Source organism: Rhodococcus sp. Eu-32 (assembly GCF_003336925.1).
Taxonomy (GTDB): domain Bacteria; phylum Actinomycetota; class Actinomycetes; order Mycobacteriales; family Mycobacteriaceae; genus Rhodococcoides; species Rhodococcoides kyotonensis_B.
Genome location: NZ_QGNK01000012.1, coordinates 94,360 through 120,006, shown reverse-complemented (window position 1 = coordinate 120,006; position 25,647 = coordinate 94,360). Strand labels below are relative to the sequence as shown.

Annotated in this window: 27 protein-coding genes; 18 read left to right on the top strand and 9 right to left on the bottom strand. The window is 65.6% G+C overall.

Annotation, left to right across the window (positions count from 1 at the left end):
* The first annotated feature begins 54 nt into the window (after positions 1-54).
* The 3 genes from DK926_RS16010 (at position 55) to DK926_RS16000 (ending at position 3,322) form a co-directional block, all read left to right on the top strand.
* Positions 55-837, top strand: coding sequence for a siderophore-interacting protein (locus DK926_RS16010; RefSeq protein ID WP_114331237.1), 783 nt, complete (start codon positions 55-57; stop codon positions 835-837).
* Between the two features lie 87 nt (positions 838-924).
* Positions 925-1,851: a tyrosine recombinase XerC gene (locus DK926_RS16005; RefSeq protein ID WP_114331236.1), complete on the top strand. Its 927-nt coding sequence runs from the start codon at positions 925-927 to the stop codon at positions 1,849-1,851.
* 211 nt (positions 1,852-2,062) lie between these two features.
* Entirely contained in the window at positions 2,063-3,322 is a 1,260-nt protein-coding gene (locus tag DK926_RS16000) for a MinD/ParA family protein (RefSeq protein WP_347812644.1), read from the top strand.
* Here DK926_RS16000 and DK926_RS15995 read toward each other — a convergent pair.
* Positions 3,319-3,819 carry a M23 family metallopeptidase gene (locus tag DK926_RS15995; RefSeq protein WP_114331235.1) on the bottom strand — a complete coding sequence of 167 codons (501 nt, stop codon included), beginning with the start codon at positions 3,817-3,819 and terminating at the stop codon, positions 3,319-3,321. The two genes, DK926_RS16000 and DK926_RS15995, sit on opposite strands and share 4 nt — an antisense overlap.
* 337 nt (positions 3,820-4,156) lie before the next feature.
* Here DK926_RS15995 and rpsB point away from each other — a divergent pair, with 337 nt between their 5' ends.
* From rpsB to DK926_RS15965, 6 genes are all read left to right on the top strand, one after another.
* A complete protein-coding gene (rpsB, locus tag DK926_RS15990; protein ID WP_068428601.1) occupies positions 4,157-5,020 on the top strand; it encodes a 30S ribosomal protein S2 in 864 nt (287 codons plus the stop codon).
* Between the two features lie 106 nt (positions 5,021-5,126).
* On the top strand, positions 5,127-5,951 hold the full coding sequence (tsf, locus tag DK926_RS15985) for a translation elongation factor Ts (RefSeq protein ID WP_068428604.1): 825 nt from the start codon (positions 5,127-5,129) through the stop codon (positions 5,949-5,951).
* A gap of 217 nt (positions 5,952-6,168) precedes the next feature.
* A complete protein-coding gene (pyrH, locus tag DK926_RS15980) occupies positions 6,169-6,897 on the top strand; it encodes a UMP kinase (RefSeq protein WP_068428607.1) in 729 nt (242 codons plus the stop codon).
* Positions 6,898-6,958: 61 nt separating this feature from the next.
* Positions 6,959-7,516, top strand: coding sequence for a ribosome recycling factor (gene frr / locus DK926_RS15975; RefSeq protein WP_068428610.1), 558 nt, complete (start codon positions 6,959-6,961; stop codon positions 7,514-7,516).
* Between the two features lie 109 nt (positions 7,517-7,625).
* Complete coding sequence (locus DK926_RS15970; RefSeq protein ID WP_068429160.1) at positions 7,626-8,510, top strand: phosphatidate cytidylyltransferase; 885 nt, start codon at positions 7,626-7,628, stop codon at positions 8,508-8,510.
* On the top strand, positions 8,507-9,217 hold the full coding sequence (locus DK926_RS15965; RefSeq protein ID WP_114331234.1) for a class I SAM-dependent methyltransferase: 711 nt from the start codon (positions 8,507-8,509) through the stop codon (positions 9,215-9,217). Before DK926_RS15970 ends, DK926_RS15965 begins: the two co-directional genes overlap by 4 nt.
* 6 nt (positions 9,218-9,223) lie before the next feature.
* On the opposite strand, the gene DK926_RS15960 is transcribed toward DK926_RS15965, so the two are convergent.
* Both DK926_RS15960 and DK926_RS15955 read right to left on the bottom strand, forming a co-directional pair.
* On the bottom strand, positions 9,224-10,063 hold the full coding sequence (locus tag DK926_RS15960; RefSeq protein WP_114331233.1) for an aldolase/citrate lyase family protein: 840 nt from the start codon (positions 10,061-10,063) through the stop codon (positions 9,224-9,226).
* Positions 10,064-10,168: 105 nt separating this feature from the next.
* Complete coding sequence (locus DK926_RS15955; protein ID WP_068429161.1) at positions 10,169-10,588, bottom strand: lipopolysaccharide assembly protein LapA domain-containing protein; 420 nt, start codon at positions 10,586-10,588, stop codon at positions 10,169-10,171.
* 229 nt (positions 10,589-10,817) lie between these two features.
* Between DK926_RS15955 and rlmN the strand changes: the two genes are divergently transcribed.
* Positions 10,818-11,882: a 23S rRNA (adenine(2503)-C(2))-methyltransferase RlmN gene (gene rlmN / locus DK926_RS15950; protein ID WP_243636852.1), complete on the top strand. Its 1,065-nt coding sequence runs from the start codon at positions 10,818-10,820 to the stop codon at positions 11,880-11,882.
* A 59-nt stretch (positions 11,883-11,941) separates the two neighbouring features.
* Here the strand turns inward: rlmN and DK926_RS15945 are convergent, their stop codons facing one another.
* Positions 11,942-12,211: a DUF2631 domain-containing protein gene (locus DK926_RS15945; RefSeq protein ID WP_068428624.1), complete on the bottom strand. Its 270-nt coding sequence runs from the start codon at positions 12,209-12,211 to the stop codon at positions 11,942-11,944.
* Between the two features lie 203 nt (positions 12,212-12,414).
* On the opposite strand from DK926_RS15945, the gene puuE reads away from it, so the two are divergent.
* On the top strand, positions 12,415-13,323 hold the full coding sequence (puuE, locus tag DK926_RS15940; protein ID WP_114331231.1) for an allantoinase PuuE: 909 nt from the start codon (positions 12,415-12,417) through the stop codon (positions 13,321-13,323).
* Here puuE and DK926_RS15935 read toward each other — a convergent pair.
* Positions 13,304-13,786: a DUF1990 domain-containing protein gene (locus tag DK926_RS15935; RefSeq protein ID WP_068428630.1), complete on the bottom strand. Its 483-nt coding sequence runs from the start codon at positions 13,784-13,786 to the stop codon at positions 13,304-13,306. The two genes, puuE and DK926_RS15935, sit on opposite strands and share 20 nt — an antisense overlap.
* 70 nt (positions 13,787-13,856) lie before the next feature.
* On the opposite strand from DK926_RS15935, the gene dxr reads away from it, so the two are divergent.
* The 5 genes from dxr to DK926_RS15910 all read left to right on the top strand — a co-directional run bounded on the left by dxr (position 13,857) and on the right by DK926_RS15910 (position 20,242).
* Positions 13,857-15,038 carry a 1-deoxy-D-xylulose-5-phosphate reductoisomerase gene (gene dxr / locus DK926_RS15930; protein WP_243636846.1) on the top strand — a complete coding sequence of 394 codons (1,182 nt, stop codon included), beginning with the start codon at positions 13,857-13,859 and terminating at the stop codon, positions 15,036-15,038.
* Between the two features lie 5 nt (positions 15,039-15,043).
* Complete coding sequence (locus DK926_RS15925) at positions 15,044-16,258, top strand: site-2 protease family protein (protein WP_114331229.1); 1,215 nt, start codon at positions 15,044-15,046, stop codon at positions 16,256-16,258.
* Positions 16,259-16,296: 38 nt separating this feature from the next.
* The gene (ispG, locus tag DK926_RS15920) at positions 16,297-17,460 is read left to right on the top strand and encodes a flavodoxin-dependent (E)-4-hydroxy-3-methylbut-2-enyl-diphosphate synthase (RefSeq protein ID WP_243636845.1); all 1,164 of its coding nucleotides are present in this window, start codon (positions 16,297-16,299) and stop codon (positions 17,458-17,460) included.
* Positions 17,461-17,537: 77 nt separating this feature from the next.
* Positions 17,538-18,374 (top strand): GNAT family N-acetyltransferase, encoded by an 837-nt coding sequence (locus DK926_RS15915; RefSeq protein WP_068428638.1) that lies wholly within the window; start codon positions 17,538-17,540, stop codon positions 18,372-18,374.
* A gap of 50 nt (positions 18,375-18,424) precedes the next feature.
* Entirely contained in the window at positions 18,425-20,242 is a 1,818-nt protein-coding gene (locus DK926_RS15910; RefSeq protein ID WP_114331280.1) for a penicillin-binding transpeptidase domain-containing protein, read from the top strand.
* Positions 20,243-20,246: 4 nt separating this feature from the next.
* Here the strand turns inward: DK926_RS15910 and DK926_RS15905 are convergent, their stop codons facing one another.
* On the bottom strand, positions 20,247-21,095 hold the full coding sequence (locus DK926_RS15905; RefSeq protein ID WP_114331228.1) for a LuxR C-terminal-related transcriptional regulator: 849 nt from the start codon (positions 21,093-21,095) through the stop codon (positions 20,247-20,249).
* Positions 21,096-21,196: 101 nt separating this feature from the next.
* Here DK926_RS15905 and map point away from each other — a divergent pair, with 101 nt between their 5' ends.
* Positions 21,197-22,072 (top strand): type I methionyl aminopeptidase, encoded by an 876-nt coding sequence (map, locus tag DK926_RS15900; RefSeq protein ID WP_068428645.1) that lies wholly within the window; start codon positions 21,197-21,199, stop codon positions 22,070-22,072.
* A gap of 34 nt (positions 22,073-22,106) precedes the next feature.
* Positions 22,107-23,609 carry a cobyric acid synthase gene (locus DK926_RS15895; protein WP_114331227.1) on the top strand — a complete coding sequence of 501 codons (1,503 nt, stop codon included), beginning with the start codon at positions 22,107-22,109 and terminating at the stop codon, positions 23,607-23,609.
* Between the two features lie 7 nt (positions 23,610-23,616).
* On the opposite strand, the gene DK926_RS15890 is transcribed toward DK926_RS15895, so the two are convergent.
* Genes DK926_RS15890 through DK926_RS15880 form a run of 3 tightly spaced genes read right to left on the bottom strand, consistent with a single transcriptional unit; the run spans position 23,617 to position 25,606 of the window.
* Positions 23,617-24,312, bottom strand: coding sequence for an ABC transporter permease (locus DK926_RS15890; RefSeq protein WP_114331226.1), 696 nt, complete (start codon positions 24,310-24,312; stop codon positions 23,617-23,619).
* The gene (locus DK926_RS15885) at positions 24,309-25,262 is read right to left on the bottom strand and encodes an ABC transporter ATP-binding protein (protein WP_207890840.1); all 954 of its coding nucleotides are present in this window, start codon (positions 25,260-25,262) and stop codon (positions 24,309-24,311) included. Before DK926_RS15885 ends, DK926_RS15890 begins: the two co-directional genes overlap by 4 nt.
* Positions 25,244-25,606: a GntR family transcriptional regulator gene (locus DK926_RS15880; protein ID WP_165839589.1), complete on the bottom strand. Its 363-nt coding sequence runs from the start codon at positions 25,604-25,606 to the stop codon at positions 25,244-25,246. Before DK926_RS15880 ends, DK926_RS15885 begins: the two co-directional genes overlap by 19 nt.
* Positions 25,607-25,647 lie beyond the last annotated feature (41 nt).

The following is a 25,647-nucleotide window of genomic DNA, read 5'->3' as shown; positions in this document are numbered from 1 at the left end:
GCTTACTCGAATAGCTATCTGGTAGCGCTGGAGCAGCTCGGAAAGGCTGAACACGTGGCACGACGCAAGACCACCCTGACCGTCCTCCGGACGGAGGCGCTGACCCCGCACATGCAGCGGGTCTACCTGGGCGATCCCGGATTCGACGACTTCGAGCCGGTCGACTTCACCGATTCGTACGTCAAATTGATCTTCGGAACCGAGGACGACGAGATCAAGCGCACGTACACGATTCGGTCGGTGGATACCGATGCGCGTGAGATCGCGATCGATTTCGTCGTGCACGGCGACGAGGGTGTCGCGGGTCCGTGGGCTGCCCACGCGCAACCGGGAGACACGATCAGCCTGTACGGCCCCGCGGGCGCGTACACACCACGCGCGGACGCCGACTGGCATCTGTTCGCCGGTGACGAGTCCGCGATCCCCGCGATCTCGGCGGCCGTCGAGGCGCTCCCCGAGGACGCGATCGCCAAGGTCTTCGTCGAGGTCGCGGATCGTAAGGACGAGATCTACATGGAGACGCTCGCCCTCGTCGACGTCACGTGGATCCATCGTGGTGCGGGTTCCAACGAGATCACCGACGACAAGGCAGGCGACAATGCGCCGCTGATCGAGGCGGTACGGAACACCGAATGGTTGCCCGGCCAGGCTCAGGTCTTCATCCACGGTGAGGCGCAGGCCGTCATGCACAATCTGCGCGGCTACATTCGAAAAGAGCGCGGCGTGTCGGCCGAGTGGGCGTCGATCTCCGGGTACTGGCGTCGCGGCCGCACCGAGGAGACGTTCCGCGTGTGGAAGCGCGAGCTGGCCGAGGCCGAGGCCGGCGCGTCGAGCTGATCGTCGACCCGATCGGGCGACCGGCGAGGCGACGGCTCCCCGGCGCGCCCGGTTGCTCGGTCGGCTCCGAGGGGCCACGCTGAACCGATGTCCGACGAGCTGACACCGACGTTTCGAGCGCTCCTCGACGACTACGCCGAGCACCTCCGGCTCGGACGAAGTCGGTCGGCCAACACGATTCGCGCGTATGTCGCCGACGCCGAATCGCTCCTGGCCTATCTGGTGCACGAAGAGGACTCGGACGAGGTGTCCGACCTGAGTCTCCGCGTGCTTCGCGCGTGGCTCGCACACCAGTCGCGGGCCGGTTCGGCGCGATCGTCGATGGCGCGTCGAACATCGTCCGCGAGGGCATTCACCGCGTGGCTGACGCGAACCGGTTACCTCGACACCGATCCTGCGCTTCGTCTGTCCTCCCCGTCGGCGAAACGTGCGCTGCCCGCCGTGCTGAAGAAGTCGCAGGCGTCGGACGCGTTGTCGGCTGCGGAATCGGGTGCAGCCGAACGAGATCCGATCGCCCTGCGGGACAGGCTGATCGTCGAGATGTTGTACGCCACGGGAATTCGAGTCAGCGAACTGTGCGGACTCGACGTGGACGACGTCGACACCGGGCGTCGACTGGTACGCGTTGTCGGCAAGGGGGACAAGGAGCGATCGGCGCCGTACGGGCTGCCTGCGCATCAGGCACTCGACGCGTGGATCGCGTTCGGGCGACCGGCGCTGGCCACCGATCGGTCGGGTTCGGCGCTGCTGCTGGGCAAGCGCGGCGGGCGAATCGACCCTCGCCAAGCTCGTACGGCGGTGCACGACGTCCTGGACTCGGTGCCCGGTGCGCCCGACATGGGCCCGCACGGCCTCCGGCACTCCGCGGCGACGCACCTGCTGGAAGGTGGGGCAGATCTACGCGTGGTGCAGGAATTGCTCGGTCACGCATCCCTGGCGACGACGCAGATCTACACCCACGTCTCCGTGGAACGACTACGCACCGTCCACGACCGCGCGCACCCGCGGGCGTGACGTCACCGGCGGGGCTGCCGGGATTTGGTAGCGTCGTAGCGAAACAAACCGCGTGCACAGTATTGTCGGGCGCATACGTATCGACGTCAGATTTCGACCCGCAATTCGTATACCGGGGGGCACCGTGGACCGCGAAGAACCACAAGGCACGTCAGCCGCGTGGTCGATCCGTGACCAGATCAGGCCGGGGCGGCCGTTTCGTTCCAACCCGGTGCCCATCGATCCCGCACCTGCCGGGTCCACCTCGTTCCAGGCTGGAGAACCGCCGATGAACGGTGACCGCCAGGCCCCGCCGTGGCAGACCCCACGTCCGGATCGCCGTCCGCCGCGGTACACGCCCCCGACGGAGAATTCGGCAGCGAATCCGGAACCTGCTCAGCCGTCCGGGCCGCAGGGTCAGGCGCGATCCGAAAACGCGCGATCGCACAGCCCGCAGAACTGGACTCCGCCGTGGGCCGACCCGGCCGCTGCGCCCGGTCAGCCGCACACGAACTCGTTTCCCGGCGTCCCGCACCATCAGCCGACGAGCCAGGATCTCGCTCCCGATTCGCTGCTCAAGCGACCGCGTCGGACGTCGGCGTCGGGGTGGCGTCGCGGAGTACACCGCCTCACCGGCGGTGTCATCAACCCCGGTGCATCGACGGCCGAGGAGCGTTACCGCAACCAGGTGGATCGCATTCGGCAACCGGTCATGGGGGACTACCGGATCGCGTTCCTGTCCTTGAAGGGTGGGGTCGGCAAGACCACGACGACGCTCGGTCTCGGGTCCACCTTCGCGTCGCTCAGGGGGGACTGCGTCATCGCCGTCGACGCCAATCCGGATTTCGGCACACTCGGCGAGCGGGTGCCGCGCCAGACGTCGTCGACGGTGCGGGACCTCCTGGCCGACGCGCCGAACATCAAGCGCTACTCGGACATCAGGGCGCACACGTCGCAGGCGCCGAGTCGACTCGAAGTGCTTGCGGGAGAACGGGATCCGGCTGCGTCCGAGGCGTTCGACGAGAAGGACTACCGGTCCGTGATCGAGATGCTGCAGGTGTACTACAACCTGATTCTGACGGACTGCGGCACCGGCATCATGCACTCGGCGATGAACGGCGTTCTGCAGTTGGCCAACGCGCTCGTGCTGGTCTCGTCACCCGCGGTGGACGGGGCACGCAGCGCCGCGGCAACCCTGGATTGGCTGCAGTTGCACGGCTACGGTCATCTGGTCGAGCGCACGGTCGTCGTCATCAGCTCGGTACGGCCGGGCTCGTCGGCGGTCGACATGAACCTGCTCACCCAACACTTCCTCGAGCGCTGCCGCGCAGTGCTCGTGGTTCCGTTCGACGAACATCTCGCCGAGGGTGCCGTCGTCGACTTGAATTCGATGCGTCCACAGACGCGTGCGGCGTTCGTCGAACTGGCTGCCATGGTGGCCGACGACTTCCCTGCCGCCACGGGTCGGCACTCCGGCCCGAGCTGGCGTTAGTTTCGATCCCCTGGCGCAAGGGGTTTGAGCACGATTCTCGACGCGCCGACCAGCCGCAGCGGATCCAGATACTCACGCCCTCGCCGGACACCCCAGTGCAGACAACTGTCCGCGCACCCCGGGTGTCCCGGTTCCACCGTCCCGATCGTCGTGCCGGATCGGACGCGGTCACCGGGGGAGACGACCGCGAGCACCGGTTCGTACGTCGTCCGCAGTCCGTTCGGATGGTCGATCGACACGACGGGTTTGCCCGCGACGGATCCGGCGAACACGACGGTTCCGTCGCCCGCCGCCCGAACGGTCTGCCCCGCCGCGCCGGCGAGATCGACTCCGCGGTGGCCGGGAAGCCAGTCGTGCTCGGGTGGGTCGAATGGGCCGACCACCGCGGGCCGCGGGGCGAGCGGCCAGACGAAGCGGTCGCCGGGAGACGCGTCGGCGTCCGTCGTGCAGTGCGTGATGACGGCGGCGGCCACGAAGACCGTGAGCAGGCGTTTCATACAGTCCAGGGTCACCCGAGATCGATGCCGTCCCAGCGTCGAATAGATATCTGTGGACAAACGAAAAATTCGTCCACAGATGTCGTTCGCCCTTGACCATCGGGCCTGGTTATGTAGTCGGGCGCGCGAGGTCTACACTTGTCGAGCGGCCTGTGCATGCATGGGTCGACTTCGCGCGTCCGCGTCATGTGGCAGCCACCGTTTCCGTGGCATCGTCGCACGACCCGGCTGTCGGGCGGTCCTGCTTCTCGAAGTGGGTCCGACAGTCAGCGGTCGCCAGGGCAGGGGTCGAACGACACCCTGCATCAACCGGCAATCGAAAGAGAGTTCTTCAGCCATGGCTGTAGTAACCATGAAGCAGCTGCTCGACAGCGGCACACACTTCGGACATCAGACCCGTCGCTGGAACCCGAAGATGAAGCGTTTCATCTTCACCGACCGCAACGGCATCTACATCATCGACTTGCAGCAGACGCTGACCTTCATCGACAAGGCCTACGAGTTCGTCAAGGAGACTGTCGCTCACGGCGGCACGGTCCTGTTCGTCGGCACGAAGAAGCAGGCTCAGGAGTCCATCGCAGCCGAGGCCACTCGCGTGGGAATGCCCTACGTGAACCAGCGCTGGCTCGGTGGCATGCTCACCAACTTCCAGACGGTTCACAAGCGTCTTCTCCGCCTCAAGGAGCTCGAGGCCATGGAGCAGACCGGTGGCTTCGAGGGACGCACCAAGAAGGAAATCCTCATGCTCACGCGTGAGATGACCAAGCTGGATCGCACCCTCGGTGGTATCCGCGACATGGCCAAGGTTCCGTCGGCCATCTGGATCGTCGACACCAACAAGGAGCACATCGCCGTCGGCGAGGCTCGCAAGCTGAAGATCCCGGTCATCGCGATCCTGGACACCAACTGCGACCCCGACGTCGTCGACTACCCGATCCCGGGCAACGACGATGCGATCCGTTCCGCTGCACTGCTGACCAAGGTCGTCGCTTCGGCCGTCGCCGAGGGTGTCCAGGCTCGCGCCGGACTGAACACCTCGTCCGACGCCAAGCCCGAGGTCGGCGCAGGCGAGCCGCTCGCCGAGTGGGAGCTCGAGCAGCTGGCACAGGCGTCGCCCGCAGCCGAGGCCACGCAGGAAGCTGCTGCCGAGGCGCCGGTCGCCGATGCTCCGGCCGGAGAAGCGTCCGCAACTCAGGCATGATCTTCGAAGGTCCCGAACGGCGTGACCACGCCGCTCGGGACCTTTCTTGCGGATCACCGAGATTCAAGCTCTGCCCACCCACAGCATTCGAGGAGGGTCGCCCAACATGGCGAACTACACCGCCGCTGACGTCAAGCGGCTCCGCGAGCTCACCGGCTCCGGAATGATGGACTGCAAGAACGCACTCGCGGAGACCGACGGCGACTTCGACAAGGCCGTCGAGCAGCTTCGCATCAAGGGCGCGAAGGACGTCGGCAAGCGTGCCGAGCGTTCCACCGCCGAGGGCCTCGTCGTCGCCAAGGGCGGCGTACTGGTCGAGATCAACTCGGAGACCGACTTCGTCGCGAAGAACGAAGAGTTCCAGGCGTTCGCCGACTCGGTTGCCGCTGTTGCCGAGGCCGGCAAGCCCGCCGACGTCGACGCTCTGAAGGCGCTCGATCTGAACGGCAAGACCGTCGACACCGCTCTGCAGGAGCTCTCGGCCAAGATCGGCGAGAAGCTCGAGATCCGTCGCGTCGTGTCCTTCGACGGACCGGTCGCCACCTACCTGCACAAGCGCAGCGCAGACCTGCCGCCCGCCGTCGGCGTGCTCGTCGAGTACACCGGAGAGGGCGAGGCGGCAGCCGAGGCCGCTCGCGGTGCTGCCATGCAGGTTGCCGCGCTCAAGGCCAAGTACGTCACGCGCGACGAGGTCCCCGAGGAGATCGTCGCGTCGGAGCGTCGCATCGCCGAGGAAACCGCTCGCGAAGAGGGCAAGCCCGAGCAGGCACTGCCGAAGATCATCGAAGGCCGCGTCAACGGCTTCTTCAAGGACGTCGTGCTGACCGAGCAGTCTTCGGTCCAGGACTCGAAGAAGACCGTGAAGGCGATCCTCGACGAGGCAGGCGTCACCCTGGTTCGTTTCGCTCGCTTCGAGGTCGGCTCCAACTGATCTCGGCTTCACACCAGTAACACGCGCGATGCCGCTCGCCCGGCCGAACAGCCGGGGCGAGCGGCATCGCTGTGTGGGGACATTCCCCGCGGGCGCGTCACGTCACGAGTGGCGGATGCGTCGGTCGTGTCCCGAATAAGGCAGGATAAGGGTGACGGCGTAGGTGAACGCGCCGTGTTCACCGTGCGCATTCGACAGGCGAGTACCGAGGAGAGCAATGACCGATCCCGCCACCGACCGCCCCGGATTCAAGCGTGTGATGCTCAAGCTGGGTGGTGAAATGTTCGGCGGAGGGCAAGTCGGCCTCGACCCGGACGTCGTCAACAACGTCGCGGAGCAGATCGCCGAGGTCGTCGGCACCGGCGTTCAGGTAGCCGTCGTCATCGGCGGTGGCAACTTCTTCCGCGGCGCCGAACTGCAGGTGCGAGGCATGGACCGGTCCAGGTCGGACTACATGGGCATGCTCGGAACGGTCATGAACTGCCTTGCGCTACAGGACTTCCTCGAAAAGCAGGGCGTCGCCACTCGCGTCCAGACCGCCATCACGATGGGCCAGGTCGCCGAACCGTACCTGCCGTTGCGTGCGCGCAGGCACCTCGAGAAGGGCCGAGTCGTCATTTTCGGTGCAGGCATGGGTATGCCGTACTTCTCGACCGACACCACCGCAGCGCAGCGCGCGCTCGAGATCGGCGCCGAGGTACTCCTGATGGCGAAGGCCGTCGACGGTGTGTACTCGGCCGATCCCCGTATCGATCCCGACGCGACGATGTACGACTCGATCACGCACCGGCAGGTCATCGAGAAAGGGCTGAAGGTCGCCGACGCGACTGCTTTCAGCCTCTGCATGGACAACCAGATGCCGATCATGGTGTTCAATCTGCTGACTCAGGGCAACATCGCTCGCGCGGTCGCGGGTGAGAAGATCGGAACACTGGTCCAGTCGTGACCGGGCCGACCACGGACACAGACTTGCCAGCAACACGAACGAGGACGATGGAGGACAGATCGTGATCGACGAAGCGCTCTTCGACGCCGAGGAACGAATGGAGAAGGCGGTCACCGTAGCCCGGGACGACCTGTCGACCATCCGTACCGGTCGTGCGAACCCCGGCATGTTCAACCGCATCGTCGTCGACTACTACGGCGCGCCGACACCCATCACGCAGCTCGCGAGCATCAACGTTCCCGAGGCTCGCCTCGTCGTCATCAAGCCGTACGAGCAGGCGCAGCTCGGACCGATCGAGACGGCCATCAGGAACTCCGATCTCGGCGTCAACCCGACCAACGACGGCAACCTGATCCGTATCGGTGTGCCGCAGCTGACCGAGGAGCGCCGCCGCGAGTTCGTGAAGCAGGCGAAGGGCAAGGGCGAGGACGCGAAGGTGTCCATCCGCAACGTTCGTCGCAAGACCATGGAAGAGCTCAAGCGCATCCAGAAGGACGGCGAAGCAGGCGAGGACGAGGTCGTGCGCGCCGAGAACGAGCTCGACAAGACCACGTCCAAGTACACCGCGTCGATCGACGAGCTGGTCAAGCGCAAGGAAGCCGAGTTGATGGAGGTCTGACACCTCGTTCGACCAGGGACCGGAGAGTTTTTCGATGCAAGGAGATGGCGGCGTGGTGGGATCGGAACGACCGCGAGGGCCGGCCACGCCCGACCCGGACGGCGAACCCATGGCCGGCGAGAACGGGTCGGCCACCGGCGCGGTCGCGAGTCCAGCCGGGTCCGACCGGAAATCGCCGGGGCGCGCCGGACGTAACCTTCCCGCCGCGATCGCCGTCGGCGGCGGACTCGGTATCGGCCTCATCGCTGTCATGGTCTTCGCGCCGCTGGTGTGGATCGGAGTCGTCGCCGTCGCGCTCGCGGTCGCGACCTACGAGGTATCCAAGCGGCTTCGTGAAGCAGGAGTGCTGGTTCCGCGCGTTCCGCTGATTCTCGGTGGTCAAGCAATCATCTGGTTCGCCTGGCCGTGGGGTACGACCGGCGTCCTGACTGCGACGGCAGGCACGGTGCTCGTGTGCATGGTCTGGTTGCTGTTGCAGCAGGGGCTCGGCTCTGCTCCCAAGAACTACCTTCGAGAACTCGCGGTCACCATCATGGTCGCGTGCTGGCTACCGCTGCTGGCCTCGTTCGCCGTTCTGATGGTGCTCGACGACGACGGTGCAGGCCGCGTGCTCGTGTTCCTCATCGCGGTGGTGTGCTCGGACGTCGGTGGGTACATCGCGGGTGTCCTGTTCGGCAAGCACCCGATGGCTCCTGCCATCAGTCCGAAGAAGTCCTGGGAAGGGCTGATCGGTTCGCTGCTCTTCTGCGTCATCGGCTGTCTGCTGACCGTCACGCTCATCCTCGACGCGAACTCGATGATCGGCGTTCTGCTGGGCGTCGTACTGGTGGTGACGGGCACGCTCGGTGACCTGATCGAATCGCAGGTCAAGCGTGACCTTCGGATCAAGGACATGGGCACGTTGCTGCCCGGCCACGGCGGCATCATGGACCGTCTCGACTCGTTGCTTCCGTCGGCCTTCGTCGCGTGGTTGGTCTTCACGGTCCTTCTGTGAGCGGTCCACGCATCATCCCCAGTCCGAACATCTGGCACTGGCCCAGGGTGTACGAGGCCGAGAATCGGGCGCAGGACATCGACGGCCGCATTCCCGCAGTACTGAAGCGCGTCGCGCCGTGGGAGGGCGCGACCGTCGTCGACGTCGGATGCGGCAGCGGGTTCCACCTTCCGGAGTTCGCGGCGACGGCTGCCCGGGTCGTCGGCGTCGAACCTCATGCTCCGCTGGTGAGGGCCGCTCGTGCACGTACCGCGTCGCTCGACAATGTCGAGATCGTCGACGGCAACGCGGAATCGCTTCCGCTCGACGACGCGTCGGCGGACGTCGTGCACGCGAGGACGGCCTACTTCTTCGGGGCCGGTTGCGGTCCCGGCATCACCGAGGCCATGCGTGTGCTGCGGCCCGGTGGGATCCTCGTCGTCGTCGATCTGGATGTGTCGGCGTCGCCGTACGGAGACTGGATGCGCGCGGATCTGCCGAAATACGACTGCGCTGCCGTGGAAGCGTTCTTCGACGCGGAAGGATTCTCCCTCGAACGCGTCGACACGCGGTGGCAGTTCGACAGCCGCCAGACGATGCGTGCGGTGCTGGGAATCGAGTTCACCGAACGCACCGCGACCAGGGCTGCGCGGAGCATCCCTGGCCTCGGATTCGACGTTCGATATCGCATTCATTGGCGACGAAGGCCCGCAGGCCTCGTCACCTAGGGTCGATCAGTCTGCGGAGATTCCGAAGACCTCGGCGGCCTCGCGGATCTTCATCGCTTTCGCCAGTCGCGGCAGATCGCTGCCGTCGCGAACACCGGCACCGTCGACTCCGAGATCCTCGATGACCTCGTTGGACCAACTGACATCGCCGGGGGTCGGCGCGAGTTCGCGGTTGACGGTCGGCGCCTGCTCGGAGCGCATGCAGAGCTTGCCGCTCATGCCCATCGACAGTGTCAGCGCAGAATCCCGGCTGAGGATGGCCTCGTCGGCGGCGAGCGTCGGTCCGTCGATCGGGCCAGGCAGGCGTGCCGCACGTGACGCCACGACGAGGCGCGAGCGCGGGTACGCCATCGCCAGGGGCTCGTCGCTCATGCCGGTGTCACGCCGGAAGTCGCCGCTTCCGAATGCAAGTCGGAACGTGGCGTCGGCACGTGCGATTTCGGGCGTCGCCTCGAGACCCATGGCAGACTCGATGAGCGCGAGGACACGGGTGCCCTCGGGGAGGCGAGCAGCAGTTGCCTCGACCTGGCTGCCGCTCTCGGTCTTGGCCAGCATAACGCCGGCGAGACTCTTCAGGCCGGACAGTGCGGCGAGATCATCGGCCCAGAACGACGTGGTCGCGTCGTTGATGCGAACCCAGGCAGAGTTGCCGGCTTCGAGCCACTCGACGACGGCTCGACGCGCTGCGGGCTTCGCGGCGGGTGCGACAGCGTCCTCGATGTCGAGGATGACGGCGTCGACCTCGGATTCGACTGCGGCAGAGAAGGCCTCGGGCTTGGTAGCGGGAACCAAGAGCCACGAACGGGCGCGGTCGGGCGCGACGCCGGACGTCACGGGGGTCTCCATGAAAGTGGTCACGTAAGGCTCCTTGCGGTGAAATCGGGCACGACCAACCTTATCGATTCAGTCCGCAGGTGCCAGCTTGCGTGCATAGTGTTCAGCGAGCTGTGATCATTTTCGCTTCGCCGCCCGACGAATCTGCAGGATCCGGACGCCGCCCGCGAGAGCCATGACCAACGCGCCTGCGATCGCCGCGAGAAGCATGCTGACGCCGAGCGGAAGTTCGAACGTCCAGACGAAGATGTTCACCGGCACCGAGCCGAGATTCTGCAGGATGAAGATCAGCAGAATCACCAGAACGATCGCGCCGACCACCAGTCCGGTCCAGGTAGCCGCGGCCTTGGTGTGGGCGATACCTTCCGGCGACTTCCCGACGGGTCGGCGCGTGTCGCGAACCGCCTCGGGGTCCGGTGCGCTGTGGTCGTCGGAGTCCGGGTTCGTGATCGGGGCGGGCGTGCGGTCGTCGAACGTATCGGGGACCGGGGTGGTCTCGTGAATTCGGTCGTTGCGGTCACCTGATGCTGTGGACATGATCGGATCCTTTCGCACACCGGAACTGGATGCACTCTCTTCGCTGACGGTTCGCTTACCCGTCGGTCACCTCCCGAAACCGAGCAGAATATGCGGAAACGCGCACTAGTGGGACACTGGGAGCACTATGAGTGACTCCGCCACGACAACCGACGATTCCGCAACACCGAACCCCCGCACGCAGACGAGGCCGTCGCTGCCGTTGGTGTTCGCGGATCGACGTCGAGGGATGCCGCCGCGGCATCTCGCGGACCTCGACAAGGAGGGTCTGCAGGCTGCGGTCAAGGAGCTCGGGTTGCCCGCTTTCCGTGCCGACCAGCTCGCGCGGCACTACTACGGTCGCCTCGAAGCGGACACCTCGAAGATGACCGATCTTCCGGCTGCGGTCCGCGAGAAGGTCGGTGCCGATCTGTTTCCGCCGCTGCTCACGCCGCTGAAACACCTCGCATGTGACGACGGGGACACTCGGAAGACTCTGTGGAAGGCGAACGACGGCACACTGTTGGAAAGCGTGCTGATGCGGTACCCGGACCGAGCGACGCTGTGCATCTCGAGCCAGGCGGGCTGCGGTATGGCGTGCCCGTTCTGCGCGACGGGACAGGGTGGTCTCGATCGGAACCTCACGACGGCGGAGATCGTCGACCAGGTCCGAGCGGCAGCTGCCGACCTGCGGGACGGCGTCGTGCACGGGGGAGAGGGAAGACTCTCGAACGTCGTCTTCATGGGTATGGGCGAACCGCTGGCCAATTACAAGCGTGTCGTCGCTGCCGTGCGCAAGATCACCTCGCCTGCACCGGAAGGGCTCGGTCTGTCGCAGCGATCGGTCACGGTCTCGACCGTCGGTCTCGCGCCCGCGATTCGGAAGCTGGCCGACGAAGGCCTGTCGGTCACGCTGGCCGTGTCGCTGCACACACCGGACGACGAACTGCGCGACACACTGGTGCCGGTCAACAACCGCTGGTCGGTGGCCGAGGTGCTGGCGGCTGCGCGGTACTACGCGGACCAGACGGGCCGACGGGTGTCGATCGAGTACGCGATGATCAAGAACGTCAACGACCAGCCGTGGCGGGCGGACATGCTCGGCAAGAAGCTGCACAAGGCGCTCGGGTCACGCGTGCACGTCAACCTGATTCCGTTGAATCCGACGCCCGGCAGCGAATGGGATGCGAGTCCGAAGGACGTCGAGCGCGAATTCGTGCGTCGCGTCATCGCGCACGGCGTGTCCTGCACCGTTCGTGACACGCGCGGTCAGGAGATCGCCGCGGCATGCGGGCAGCTCGCCGCCGAGAACTGAGCACATACGACGAAGCCCGGTACGAGATTCTCGTACCGGGCTTCGTGGCGTGACGGGTGTTACCGAGGCTTGCGCTTGACGATGACGTCGCGGACCACGAGACCGACCAGGACGATCGCAAAGCCGATGAGCCACAGGTCCTCGACGAAGCCGTGGTGGTTGCCATGCATCATGAACAGCAGCATCGCCGCGACGACCAGGGCTGCGACGCGCATCGCCTTGGGCGATTCACCGCTCCAACCCCACTTGGCCGACGGGACCTCGGCGATGTCCTCGTGCGTGTACTCGACCGGGTCGTACGAAGCGGGGTTCAGCTCGGTTTGTGCCACCGGTCGATCCTCTCGGGTCAAAGGCGCGCCGACATGCTCGGCGCGTGTGTGGTCACAATATTTGCATACGACCGTCCGTCGTAGCGAGGTGGGTGCGACGCCCGGCGTGCCTTTCGCCGGGCATGAGGTCGTCATTGCTGGGAGACTCCTGATTCGTGACCTCGGAACGACTCTCGCACCCACTCGTCCCGTACCCGCGAGACATGGTCGGTTACGGCGCACACCCGCCGGACCCGAAGTGGCCGGGTGGGGCGAACGTCGCCGTGCAGTTCGTCTTGAACTACGAGGAAGGCGCCGAAAGCACCGTTCTCGACGGCGACGCGACGTCCGAGACCTTTCTGTCCGAGATGATCGGCGCTCAGGCCTTTCCGAACCGCCACATGAGCATGGAGTCGTTGTACGAGTACGGATCTCGGGCCGGAGTGTGGCGGGTGCTGCGCGTGTTCGAGCGCCGGGGTCTGCCGCTGACGATCTTCGCCGTCGCGCGCGCAATGCAACGCAATCCGGACGCGGCAGCGGCGTTCGTCGAACTCGGGCACGAGATCGCATGCCACGGTCTGCGGTGGCTGAGCTATCAGCAGGTCGACGAGCAGGTCGAACGCGAGCACATGGCCGAGGCCGTCGAGATTATGACCGAACTCACGGGCAGCGCGCCCCAGGGGTGGTACACCGGACGCGACTCGCCCACCACGCGTTCGCTCGTCGTCGAGCACGGCGGTTTCGTCTACGACTCGGACTCGTACGCCGACGATCTGCCGTACTTCCTCCGCGTCGGTCGTGGTTCGAGGACCGTCGACCATCTCGTCGTGCCGTACACGCTGGATACCAACGACATGCGCTTCTCGTCGCCTGGCGGTTTCTCGACGGGGGAGGAGTTCTTCGCGCATCTACGCGACGCGTTCGACGTCCTGTATGCCGAGGGGAAGGCCGGAGCGCCGAAGATGCTGTCGATCGGGTTGCACTGCAGATTGGTGGGCAGACCCGCACGCACTGCCGCGCTCGAACGATTCCTGGACCACGTCCAGTCACACGACAAGGTGTGGGTCACCCGTCGGATCGACATCGCCCGGCACTGGCTCGAGAACCATGCCCCTACGCCGCGGCCCGCATAGCTGCCACGTATCGGTCGGTGAACCAGCGCTGCACCGCACGGCCGATCGGCCCGCCGAGCTTCGTGTACCAGGTGCCCGGTCGCGAGAAGGCTCTGATGTGGGCGTACACCTCGCCGTCGTCGTCGATCTCGACGAGGAAGCATTCCTCACCCCGCTCGGGATGACCGGGAAGGGTTCCGTAGGCGAACCCGGCACGCTGCGGTTCGTCGACGACGTACACGACGCGGCACGGAATGCGCACGGGCCCGAGATGCAGCACGACCGTCGTCCCGTCGTCCGCTGTCGGCGACGACGCCTCGGCGCGTAACCCGGCTCGGCGGTGTACCTCCCAGCTTCGGAGCGCAGCCGCGACGGAATCGAACGAAGCGCGGCCGTCGCCGATCCGTACGCGCCGTTCGACGTGGTGATAACCACTCGGCAGACGGCCCCGGGTTGCGCCGATCTCGGCGTAGGAGAGGTCCATGTCGGCCAGCGTGCCATGCGTAACCAAACCGCACAGCAGACTCTCAGGCGCGATCAGGAACAATGGACGGGTGCCAGAGCCCAGAGCGCCACACGAACCGTCGTCGGACACCCCGAAACGGGTCCTTCTCCTCGGCAGCACCGGATCGATCGGTACCCAAGCGCTCGACGTCATCGCGGCGAATCCGTCCCTCTTCGAGGTGGTGGGTCTTGCCGCAGGCGGCGGCAACATCGACCTGCTCAACCGTCAGATCAGGGAGACCGGCGTCGAGTCGGTCGCCGTCGCGCGGTCGGCAGGGGAGCTGCACTGCCCGAACGTCCTGACCGGTGACCGCGCGGTCACCGAACTCGTCGAATCGACGTCGGCGGACATCGTGCTCAACGCCCTCGTCGGGTCGCTCGGCCTCGAGCCGACACTCGCCGCGCTGAAGACCGGTGCGACACTCGCACTCGCCAACAAGGAGTCGCTGGTCGCCGGCGGCGAGCTCGTCCAGGCCGCAGCAGCGCCCGGCCAGATCGTGCCGGTCGACTCGGAGCACTCGGCGCTGGCACAGTGTCTGCGCGGCGGCCGTGCGGACGAAGTCGAGCGATTGGTCCTCACCGCGTCCGGCGGGCCGTTCCGCGGCTGGTCCGAGACCGAGCTGAAGTCGGTGACGCCCGAGCAGGCGGCCGCGCATCCCACCTGGTCGATGGGTCCGATGAACACGCTGAATTCGGCGACGTTGGTGAACAAGGGCCTCGAGCTCATCGAGACGCATCTGCTGTTCGGCGTACCCTACGACCGGATCGACGTCACGGTGCATCGACAGTCGATCGTGCACTCGATGGTCACGTTCTTCGACGGCTCGACCATTGCGCAAGCGAGCCCGCCCGACATGCGTCTGCCCATCGCATTGGCCCTCGGATGGCCCGACCGCGTGCGTGACGCGGCCCGCCCCCTCGACTTCACGACGGCGTTCACCTGGGACTTCGAGCCGCTCGACGACCGCGTGTTCCCCGCGGTCCAGCTCGCCCGCGAGGCCGGCATCCTCGGCGGATGCATGACGGCGGTCTACAACGCGTCGAACGAGGTTGCGGCCGAAGCGTTTCTGGCCGGGCGTATCGATTTTCCGCAGATCGTCCGGACCGTCGCCGAGGTCGTCCAGTCCGGTAGTTCGGAATGGACGTCGACTCCGACGAGTGTCGACGACGTACTGGCAGCCGATTCCTGGGCTCGTCGGCAGGCCCGCACACTTCTGGATCGGAAGGACTAGTCGCGATGGTGTTCGTGTTCGGCGTCATCCTCTTCGCGTTGGGGATCACGGTGTCGATCGCCCTGCACGAGGCGGGTCACATGTGGACGGCCCGGGCCACCGGCATGAAAGTGCGACGGTTCTTCGTCGGGTTCGGTCCCAAGGTCTTCTCGTTCCGACGGGGCGAGACCGAGTACGGGCTGAAAGCGATTCCGGCAGGCGGGTTCTGCGACATCGCGGGCATGACGGCCATCGACGAACTGGCGCCGGACGAAGTCGACCGCGCGATGTATCGGCAGAAGACCTGGAAGCGTCTCGTCGTCATGATGGGCGGAATCGGGATGAACTTCGTCCTGGGATTCCTGCTGATCTTCATCCTCGCCGTCGGATGGGGGCTGCCGAACCTGAACCCGCCGGGCGGTGCGATGGTCGGCAACATGCCGTGCGTCACCGCGACGCAGAACGACGACCTGACCTACCCCGACTGCACCGGCACGAGCCCGGCGTACGACGCGGGGATCCGTCAGGGCGACGTCATCACGAAGGTCGGTGACACCGAGACGGCAACCTTCGCCGACGTCGTCGCCGCGACCCAACCGTTGTCCGGAACGGTCGACTTCGTCGTCGAGCGTGACGGCCGGGAACTGACCTTCCCGGTCCAGGTGCAGCAGGTTCAACGCTGGGTGTCCGACGGAACCGAGACCGGCAGGAAGTCCGCGACCGTCGGCGCCGTCGGCGTCCAGATGGAGACGTTCGGCCCGACGAAGTACAACCCGCTCGCGGCGATTCCGGCATCGGTCGCGTTCACCGGGGACATGTTCGTCGAGACGGCGCATCGCCTGGTGCAGATGCCGAGCAAGGTTGCGGACCTGTGGACGTCCGTCACCGGCGGCGAACGCGATCCGGAGACACCGATCAGTGTCGTCGGGGCGAGCGTCATCGGTGGCCAGCTCGTCGAGCGTTCGCTGTGGCCGGTGTTCGTGCTGCTGCTCGCGAGCCTCAACTTCTTCCTGGGAATCTTCAACCTCCTGCCGTTGCTTCCGTTGGACGGCGGGCACATGGCAGTGACGATCTACGAGCGGATCCGCAACTTCTTCCGTCACCGTCGGGGTCTGCCCAACGGCGGACCCGTCGACTACATGAAGCTCATGCCCGTCACGTACGTCGTGATCGTCATCGGCGGGGCATACATGTTGCTCACGTTGACGGCGGACATAGTGAACCCCATCAAGCTGTTCTAGCTAAACTCACGGATAGAGCTAGGAAAGAAGGCATCGAAGTGACTGTTCCCGTCGGACTCGGCATGCCGGCACCGCCGGTACCCGTGCTCGCCCCTCGTCGCAAGACTCGTCAGCTGCAGGTCGGTTCGGTCGGGGTGGGCAGTGACCATCCCATCTCGGTTCAGTCGATGTGCACCACCAAGACTCACGACATCAACGCCACGTTGCAGCAGATCGCCGAGTTGACGGCGTCGGGCTGCGACATCGTTCGGGTGGCGTGCCCCACGCAGGACGACGCCGACGCGCTGGCGACCATCGCGAAGAAGAGCCAGATCCCGGTCATCGCAGATATTCACTTCCAGCCCAAGTACATCTTCGCCGCGATCGATGCCGGATGCGCTGCGGTGCGCGTCAACCCGGGCAACATCAAGGAGTTCGACGGTCGGGTCAAGGAGGTCGCGAAGGCTGCGGGCGATGCGGGCATTCCGATCCGTATCGGTGTCAACGCCGGTTCGCTCGACAAGCGCATGATGCAGAAGTACGGCAAGGCGACGCCCGAGGCGCTCGTCGAGTCCGCGCTGTGGGAAGCGGGACTGTTCGAGGAACACGGCTTCGGCGACATCAAGATCTCGGTCAAGCACAACGACCCCGTCGTCATGGTCGAGGCGTACGAACAGTTGGCGGCACAGTGCGACTATCCGTTGCACCTCGGTGTCACCGAGGCCGGTCCCGCGTTCCAGGGCACCATCAAGTCGGCCGTCGCGTTCGGCGCGTTGCTGTCACGGGGCATCGGCGACACGATTCGTGTCTCTCTGTCGGCTCCGCCGGCCGAGGAGATCAAGGTCGGCAACCAGATTCTGCAGTCGCTCAACCTGCGTCCGCGCAAGCTGGAGATCGTGTCCTGCCCGTCGTGCGGCCGCGCGCAGGTCGACGTCTACACACTGGCCGACGAGGTGACCGCGGGTCTCGAAGGCATGGAAATTCCGCTGCGCGTCGCCGTCATGGGATGCGTCGTCAACGGTCCGGGTGAGGCGCGCGACGCCGACCTCGGTGTGGCGAGCGGTAACGGCAAGGGCCAGATTTTCGTCAAGGGCAAGGTCATCAAGACCGTCCCCGAAGCTCAGATCGTCGAGACCCTGATCGAGGAAGCAATGCGCATCGCCGAGGAATTCGACGAAGACGGAAGCGCCGAGGCAGGCGCGCCGGTCGTGACAGTGAGCTGAATCGCCCACTTCTCGGCCTGCGTCTGGCACGCTGTCATCGACGGACGAGGCACGCGTTGATCTGGAGGTGACCATCGGTGCTCAAGCTCCTCGGCGCGAAGCCATTGGGCAGCAAGGACACTGCCCATGTGCTGCGTGTGCTGGACGCCGACCCGATCGCGTCCTGCATGATCGCCGCGCGCGTCCAGGAGTCCGGTCTGGATCCTCGATCGTTCCACGGTGAGCTGTGGAGCCGGGGCGGCCCCGACGAGTCGCTGTGTTTCTACGGCGCGAATCTCGTGCCCCTTCTCGGGTCGACGGACGACCTTCGATCGTTCGCGGACCGCGCATGTCGCGGTCCGCGCATGTGTTCGTCGCTCGTCGGGCGGGCGGAGCTGACGCTGCCGCTGTGGGAGATGCTCGAGGCGGATTGGGGTGCGGCTCGCGAACTTCGCAGCGATCAACCGCTGTTGGCGACGTCGCAGTACTCGTCGTACCCCGCGGATCCGCACGTGCGTCTCGTCCGCGCTGACGAACTCGACGTGTACCTCGCGGCCGCGGTTGCCATGTTCATCGAAGAGGTCGGCGTCGACCCTCGTGCCAACGACGGTGGCCGCGGTTACCGTCGTCGCATCGCCAGCTTGATCGCGGCAGGACGCGCCTGGGCGCGGTTCGAGGACGGTGCAGTCGTCTACAAGGCCGAGGTGGGGTCGCAGTCCGCGTCGGTCGGGCAGATTCAAGGCGTCTGGGTCGATCCGGTCCACCGAGGGAACGGCCTCGGATCCGCGGGCACCGCCGCAGTCGTCGACGCGGTCGTGCGGAGCGGACGCGTCGCGAGCCTGTACGTCAACAGTTACAACTACGCCGCACGACGCGCATACGAACGCATCGGTCTGACACAGGTGGCCACGTTCACGACAGTTCTCCTCGACTGACCGCGATTCGTTCGACGACGGTGGGGCACCGGCGATCTACGATGAGCGCGATGAGATTCTCCGATGTTCGGCGCGTTCGCCGGTGTGCAACAACTGTGGTGGTGGGCGTCGTCCTCGTCGGTTCGATCTCCGCCTGCACACCGGGTCCCGACGGTCCGGAACCCGCGGCTCAGGCGTTTCTCGCGGCGTTCTCCGAACGCGACATCGACACCGCGTCGGCCGACACCGACCGTCCGGACGCGGCCGCTACGGCCCTGAACGACGCGTGGAACAACCTGCAGGCCGAATCACTGGACGCGCGAACGACTTCCGTGGAGGTGAACGGCGACACGGCGACCGTCGGGTTCACCTACGACTGGCATCTGCCGAAGGACCGGGTCTGGACCTACGACGGCCAACTTCGGATGGGCCGCACCGACGGTCAGTGGGGTGTCCGGTGGTCGTCGACGAACATTCACCCCGGCCTCGGCGACACGCAGACGATGGCGCTGCGTTCGACGGCTCCTCCTCGGGCTCGTGTCAACGAACGATCCGGATCCGATGTTCTCGTTCCCGGAACTGTGCACCGCATCAAGATCGATGCGTCCGAGTCGAGCGACATCGTCTCGGCGGCCACGGGATTGGCGAGACTCCTGGCGCCGTTCGACAACACGATCTCGGCGCAGAGCATCGTCGAGTCGGCGACGTCGACCAAGGGTGACTATCCCGTCGCCTTGCTGCGTGACGAGGACTACAAGACCGTCGCCGCAGCGCTGACGGCGCTGCCGGGGGTCACCGCGTCGGACGAATCCGACCTGATCTCCACCGACCGGACGTTCGCGCCGGATCTGGTGTCGCAGGTGAAGAAGACGGTCATCGACGAGGTCGACGGCAAAGCCGGCTGGAGCGTGGTGACGGTGAATCGCAACGGCGTCGAGATCGACGTGCTCACCGATACGCCGCCCGAGCCTGCCCCGTCGTTCTCGATCAGTCTCGACCGTAACGTCCAAGTTGCCGCCCAGAACGCCGTGAATGCTCGCGTCGAGCAGGCGATGACGGTCGTCATCCAGCCGTCGACAGGCGCCGTGCTCGCCGTGGCTCAGAACAAGGAAGCCGATCGAGACGGGCCGGTGGCATCGGCAGGTCTGTATCCGCCCGGGTCGACGTTCAAGATGGTCACCGCCGGTGCGGCGATCTCGAACGGTCTGGCCGGTCCGGACACCATCGTGCCGTGCCCGGGCCGAATCACGATCGGCGAGCGGAGCGTCCCCAACTACAACGAGTTCTCGCTCGGCAACGTGTCGATGGGCACGGCGTTCACTCGGTCGTGCAACACCTCGTTCGCGAAGCTCGCCAGCGAGATGCAGCCCGACGCGTTGACGGTGGCCGCGTCGCAGTTCGGCATCGGAACCGACTACGAGGTCGTGGGACTGCCGACCGACAGCGGATCCGTCCCTCCCGCAGAGGAATTGGTGCAGCGTACCGAGGATGGGTTCGGTCAGGGCAAGGTCGTCGTCTCCACGTTCGGGATGGCCCTCGCGGCGGCGACTGTCGCTCACGGTTCGACGCCGGTGCCGAACCTGATCGTGGGTCGAGAGACCAAGGTCGAGGGCGACCATCCGCCCATCACGCCCGAGATGGTCGACGGCCTTCGCGGCATGATGCGGTCGGTGGTCACGAGCGGCACGGCCGAACGCATCGCCGACCAGGGTGAGGTGTACGGCAAGACCGGTGAGGCCGAGGTCGAAGGCGGATCACATGCCTGGTTCGTCGGCTACCGAGGTGACCTGGCCTTCGCGACGCTCGTGGTGCGCGGCGGTAGTTCGGACAATGCCGTCGCCGTGACCCGAGAGATGTTCGAGCAGCTGCCCCCCGGCTATTACGCCTGAGGTCCTACGGCAGCAGGCCATGACGTCGAGCCGCGACGACCGCTTCGTGACGCGACCGCGTGCCGAGCTTGCCCATCGCAGACCGCAGATAGGACTTCACCGTCTCGGGCCCGAGCGACAACCGTTCGGCCGCTTGCGCATTGGTGCACCCGAGCGCGATCTGCGCCAGCACGTCGATCTCCCGCGCGGACAGCGTCACCGTGCCGTCGGGTGCGTCCTGATGCAAGGCGCGAGCGATGCGCTCCGACAGCTGCGTCAGCGACGACCGCAGGGACGCGTCGTCGGCTTTCGTTGTCAGCGTACGAAGTTCGGCGTGTACATCTCGCAGGATCTCACCGGCAACCGTGGATTCGGTGTTGACGGTCCTCGCGGCGAGCATGCGTATCCGTCGATCCACCTCGTCGCGTACCTCGATCTCCCGGGAGAGCCGTCGCGACGCGTGCACCATCGACGTCGCGACGCGATCGCCGATCGGCCCGCGTTCCCTCACGGCCGCGTACATGACAGCGCGCGAGGTGCCGGCGACGACGACGGGCACCGCCAGGATGGACCGAAGGCCCTCTCCGAGCACGGGCTGGTCGAAGTCGTGGGTGATGTATTCCGAGCTTCCGTAATCGCTGACCGCGGCCGGGCGAAGCTGATCCATGACCCGGCCACCGAGCCCGAACATGCTCGGAATAGTCAGCCCGTCCAGGCCGCGGGTGCGGGTGCCGTGGAACTCGGTCAGATGCAGCGTCGTCGCGGACACCTCACCGCCGAACACCACCGGCACGCCCGAGGCCTTCACGACGTGACGAAGTTCGGCGCGGAGCGCGTCCCCATCGCGGGGGCGGAGCAGATCGGTGGTCGGCACGGGTCCACTGTAAGCGTCTGCGGTACCCGTGCGTGCAGGTTTGCCTACGCTGTTACCACGCACGCACGGATGCTGCAGGCGCACGGACTACCCTGGTCCCCATGTCTGTGACCGCCGAGAGCAAGCCCCGTCAGCCACTCGTGCCGGGTGTCGTATCGCCCATCCGTTCCGTGCCGAAAGCGATCGAACGACCGGAGTACGCATGGAAGCCGACGGCCGTCGAGGGCAACGAGCCGTGGGTCCAGACGCCCGAGGTCATCGAGAAGATGCGTGTTGCGTCGAAGATCGCGGCGCAGGCCCTGCAGGAGGCAGGTAGAGCCGTCGCACCGGGTGTGACGACGGACGAGCTCGATCGCATCGCGCACGAGTACATGATCGACCACGGTGCCTACCCGTCGACGTTGGGCTACAAGGGTTTTCCGAAGTCCTGCTGCACGTCTCTGAACGAGGTCATCTGCCACGGCATTCCGGATTCGACGGTGATTCAGGACGGTGACATCGTCAACATCGACGTCACCGCGTACATCGACGGCGTGCATGGAGATACCAATGCGACGTTCCTCGCCGGCGACGTCTCCGAGGACGTGCGACTTCTCGTCGAGCGCACACACGAGGCCACGATGCGGGCTGTGAAGGCCGTCAAGCCAGGCCGTGCGCTCAACGTCGTCGGCCGTGTCATCGAGTCGTACGCCCACCGGTTCGGCTACGGCGTCGTCGAGGACTTCACGGGGCACGGCATCGGCACGACGTTCCACAACGGTCTCGTCGTGCTGCACTACGACCAGCCGTCGGTCGAGACGATCATCGAGCCGGGCATGACTTTCACGATCGAGCCGATGATCAACCTCGGCGGCATCGAGGCCGAGATGTGGGACGACGGCTGGACCGTCGTGACTCGCGACCGGAAGTGGACGGCGCAATTCGAGCACACTCTCGTCGTCACCGAAACCGGTGCCGAAATCCTGACGTTGCCGTGAGTGGAGCCTGCGGAATGAATCGAGAAGATCTGCCGTGAGTGGAGCCCTGCTGGTTGCGGGGACGACGTCGGATGCGGGAAAGAGTGTTCTCGTCGCCGGGATCTGCCGCCTGCTGAGGCGTAAGGGTCTGTCGGTCGCCCCGTTCAAGGCGCAGAACATGTCGAACAATTCCGTGGTCACGCTCGACGGCGGTGAGATCGGTCGCGCGCAGGCGTTGCAGGCGCGCGCGTGCGGCCTCGAGCCCAGCGTTCGGTTCAATCCTGTTCTGCTGAAACCCGGAAGCGACCGTACGTCGCAATTGGTGGTTCGTGGCCGGGCGACGGCTCAGGTGTCGGCGTCGAACTACATCGAACATCGGCAGGCTCTGCGCGCGATCGTCGCCGACGAACTCGCCTCGCTGCGTGAGGAATTCGACTATGTCATCTGCGAGGGTGCGGGTTCGCCCGCCGAGATCAATCTGCGTGCAACGGATCTCGCGAACATGGGCTTGGCCACCGCGGCATCGCTTCCGGTGATCATCGTCGGCGACATCGACCGCGGTGGAGTGCTGGCGCATCTGTACGGCACGGTCGCGGTGCTGTCGCCCGAGGATCAGGCACATATCGAAGGCTTCGTCATCAACAAGTTCCGCGGCGATCAGGCGCTGCTGGCGCCGGGGCTCGACCAACTCGAACGCCTCACCGGCAAGCCGACTCTCGGTGTCATCCCGTACGCCGACGGTCTGTGGATGGACGCCGAGGATTCGTTGGGCACCGTCGCCGATGCGCCGGTGGGGAGGCCGCGGCCTCCCGTCGGTGCCACGTGGTTACGCGTCGCTGCCGTCAGATTGCCCCGTATCTCGAACACCACGGACGTGGAGGCGCTGGCGTGCGAACCCGGTGTGTCGGTGCAGTGGGTGACCGAGCCGTCCCGCGTCGTCGACGCCGATCTCGTGGTCGTCCCCGGCAGCAAGTCGACGGTCTCCGACCTGGAATGGCTGCGCCGGACCGGAATGGCCGACGCCGTCCTCGCGCACGCCGGGGCAGGCAAACCCGTCCTGGGTGTGTGCGGCGGCTATCAGATGCTCGGGAAGACCATCGTCGACGGAGTCGAATCGTCTGCGGGTCGGGTCGACGGGCTCGGATTGCTCGACCTCGCAATCGAATTCCATGCCGACAAAGTGTTGGATCGCGTGTCGGGTCGATCCTCGTTCTTCGACGCCGACGGCGCATCCGGGTACGAGATCCATCATGGACGGGTCGTGCACTCCAACGATGCCAACCTGTTGGTCCACGACGACGGTCGCCCCGAGGGCAGTGTGCGCGGTTCGGTCCTCGGTACTCATTGGCACGGTGTGCTCGAGTCGGATGTCTTTCGACGGGCTTTCCTGCGATGGGCCGCGCGTCGCGCCGGACGGACGGGCTTCGAGGTGGCGGACGACACCGTCGTCGCGGCGATGCGCGAGCAGCAGCTGGATCTGTTGGCCGATCTCGTCGCCGACGGACTCGACGTCGACGCCGTGCTCGAGGTCATCGAGCGCGGCGTCGTGCACCTCTGACGTCGTCCTACGCCGTCGCTCTGCGAATTCCGGTCCATCCTGCCCCGGTGAACGCGATGCCGAGCGTGAGGGGGATTACCGCGAGCACCACGTACCGTGGGGTGTCGACGACGAAGTCGATGACGTCGGGCCACCATCGTTGCCAGGTGATCAGAATTGCCCCTCCGCCGAACAGGACGATGCCGACGAGAAGAAGTCCGAACAGCCCGTTGACGCGGTAATGCTGATAGACGACGCCGATGAACAGACCTATGGTGGTGACGAGTAGAAGCGTCGCGAAGAGTGCCGCCCATTCGAGGGCGGCACTGTCGGTCGCATACCGGAAGATGCCGAACATGCGTAACTTGACTCCGAACCCTCCGGTTGCGGCCTCCAGCGCTGACAGCGCGAACAGCACTGTTGCCAGAGCGGCAGACTGAATGACTCCAACCAAGGCGCTGGCAGTATAGAATTCGCGGCGAGTTACGCTGAGCCCCACTGCAAACGGGAACGTCTGAGTTATCGCCTGTATGTAGAACGCCACGGCGAACCCGTAGACCGAGAACACGGCGCCGGTGAAATTGAACTGCGCGTCGGTGGTCGGGATGAGTGCGAATATCGCGTAGCAGATAGCAAACGATAAGGCCAGAATTCCCACGGGCCACCCGATGATCAAAGGCCAAGCGACGGTATGCATGCGGGCGACGTCGAGTGTGCGTTTCATGAAGCCGACTCCTTGTCCACAGCGGTCTCGCGACCGAAAGCGGTGTTCTGAACGATGAGCTGCTGCAGCGACAACGGCTCCACGTCGAGACGCTGCGAAGCGGCGTGCGCGCGCTCCTCGGCGGTAAGTGCACCGTCGACGCTGACGCGCGCAACGGACCCGAGTGCGTCGCGGTGCAGGATGTGTTTGCCGTCGACGAATCTGTCGACGGTCTTCGATGGCCCGGACACGACGTGCGCTCGTTGCCGGAGCTCGTCGGCGTCGGCGTCCATCACGACTCTGCCCTTGTCGATCAGCAGGACGTGTTCGATGAGATCGCTGACCTCGTCGATGAGGTGGGTGGACAGCACGACGGTGCGCGGGCGCTCCGCGTAGTCGGCAAGCAGCCGGTCGTAGAACATGTGCCGTGCGACCGCGTCGAGCCCGAGATACGGCTCGTCGAAGAACGTCAGGGGAGCGCGGGCAGCAAGCCCGATGACGATGCCGAGTGCCGACGTCATCCCGCGGGAGAGTTTCTTGACCTTCCGCCCGGCCGGGAGGTCGAAGTCGCGCATCAGGTCGTCGGCAAACTCGTGGTCCCAATTCGGGAGAAGCCGTGCGGCGCAGGTCAACACGTGTCGAACCTTGAAGTCGTCGGGATATTTCTGGCTTTCCTTGACGAAGCAGACTCGCGACAACGCGGACGAGTTCTCGTACGGATGTGCCCCGAACACCTCGATGTCGCCCGACGTGTGATGCGACTGTGCGGTCATCATCTGCATGATCGTCGTCTTGCCTGCGCCGTTGCGGCCCAGCAGTCCGTAGATCTTGTCGGCGCGCAGATCGAAGCTGACGTCGTCGACTGCGGTGACGGCGCCGAACCGTTTCGTCAGTTTGCGCGCCGACGCGATGACCGGTGCGTCGTCGACCAGGGTGAGGTCGCTGCGATCGATCACGGTGTTTCCTCCCATTCGTCGAGCATGGATTTCAGTTCGTCGACACTCATACCGAGCTTGTCCGCTTCGGCGACGAGTGGCGCGATGTATTGACGTGCGAACTCGTCGCGGCGTCGGAAACGCAGTGCGTCCCGTGCTCCTGCCGTCACGAACATTCCGATTCCCCGCTTCTTGTAGAGGATCCCGTCGGCGGCGAGCTTGGCGAGGCCCTTCCCTGCCGTGGCGGGGTTGATGCGGTGGAAGGCGGCCAGTTCGTTCGTGGACGGCACTTGGCCCTCTTCGACGAGCGAGCCGTCGATGATCGAGTTCTCGATCATCTCGGCGATCTGTACGAAAAGCGGGCGACCCTCGTCCATCAACCCGATCTCCCCGGAGTTCGCCGGTACAGTGGTTCACTACT

Bases quoted from the DNA above. Each gene is read 5' to 3' on its own strand.
- rlmN (WP_243636852.1), top strand. From the start codon at position 10,818: ATGCCGCCGCGGCATCTCGCGGACCTCGACAAGGAGGGTCTGCAGGCT.
- map (WP_068428645.1), top strand. From the start codon at position 21,197: ATGTCTGTGACCGCCGAGAGCAAGCCCCGTCAGCCACTCGTGCCGGGT.
- DK926_RS15955 (WP_068429161.1), bottom strand. From the start codon at position 10,588: ATGTCCACAGCATCAGGTGACCGCAACGACCGAATTCACGAGACCACC.
- DK926_RS15925 (WP_114331229.1), top strand. From the start codon at position 15,044: ATGGTGTTCGTGTTCGGCGTCATCCTCTTCGCGTTGGGGATCACGGTG.
- tsf (WP_068428604.1), top strand. From the start codon at position 5,127: ATGGCGAACTACACCGCCGCTGACGTCAAGCGGCTCCGCGAGCTCACC.
- DK926_RS15890 (WP_114331226.1), bottom strand. From the start codon at position 24,312: ATGAAACGCACACTCGACGTCGCCCGCATGCATACCGTCGCTTGGCCT.
- puuE (WP_114331231.1), top strand. From the start codon at position 12,415: ATGGTCGGTTACGGCGCACACCCGCCGGACCCGAAGTGGCCGGGTGGG.
- DK926_RS15960 (WP_114331233.1), bottom strand. From the start codon at position 10,063: ATGGAGACCCCCGTGACGTCCGGCGTCGCGCCCGACCGCGCCCGTTCG.
- DK926_RS16005 (WP_114331236.1), top strand. From the start codon at position 925: ATGTCCGACGAGCTGACACCGACGTTTCGAGCGCTCCTCGACGACTAC.
- rpsB (WP_068428601.1), top strand. From the start codon at position 4,157: ATGGCTGTAGTAACCATGAAGCAGCTGCTCGACAGCGGCACACACTTC.
- DK926_RS15885 (WP_207890840.1), bottom strand. From the start codon at position 25,262: ATGGGAGGAAACACCGTGATCGATCGCAGCGACCTCACCCTGGTCGAC.
- DK926_RS15995 (WP_114331235.1), bottom strand. From the start codon at position 3,819: ATGAAACGCCTGCTCACGGTCTTCGTGGCCGCCGCCGTCATCACGCAC.
- DK926_RS15935 (WP_068428630.1), bottom strand. From the start codon at position 13,786: ATGGACCTCTCCTACGCCGAGATCGGCGCAACCCGGGGCCGTCTGCCG.
- pyrH (WP_068428607.1), top strand. From the start codon at position 6,169: ATGACCGATCCCGCCACCGACCGCCCCGGATTCAAGCGTGTGATGCTC.
- DK926_RS15970 (WP_068429160.1), top strand. From the start codon at position 7,626: ATGGCCGGCGAGAACGGGTCGGCCACCGGCGCGGTCGCGAGTCCAGCC.
- DK926_RS15910 (WP_114331280.1), top strand. From the start codon at position 18,425: ATGAGATTCTCCGATGTTCGGCGCGTTCGCCGGTGTGCAACAACTGTG.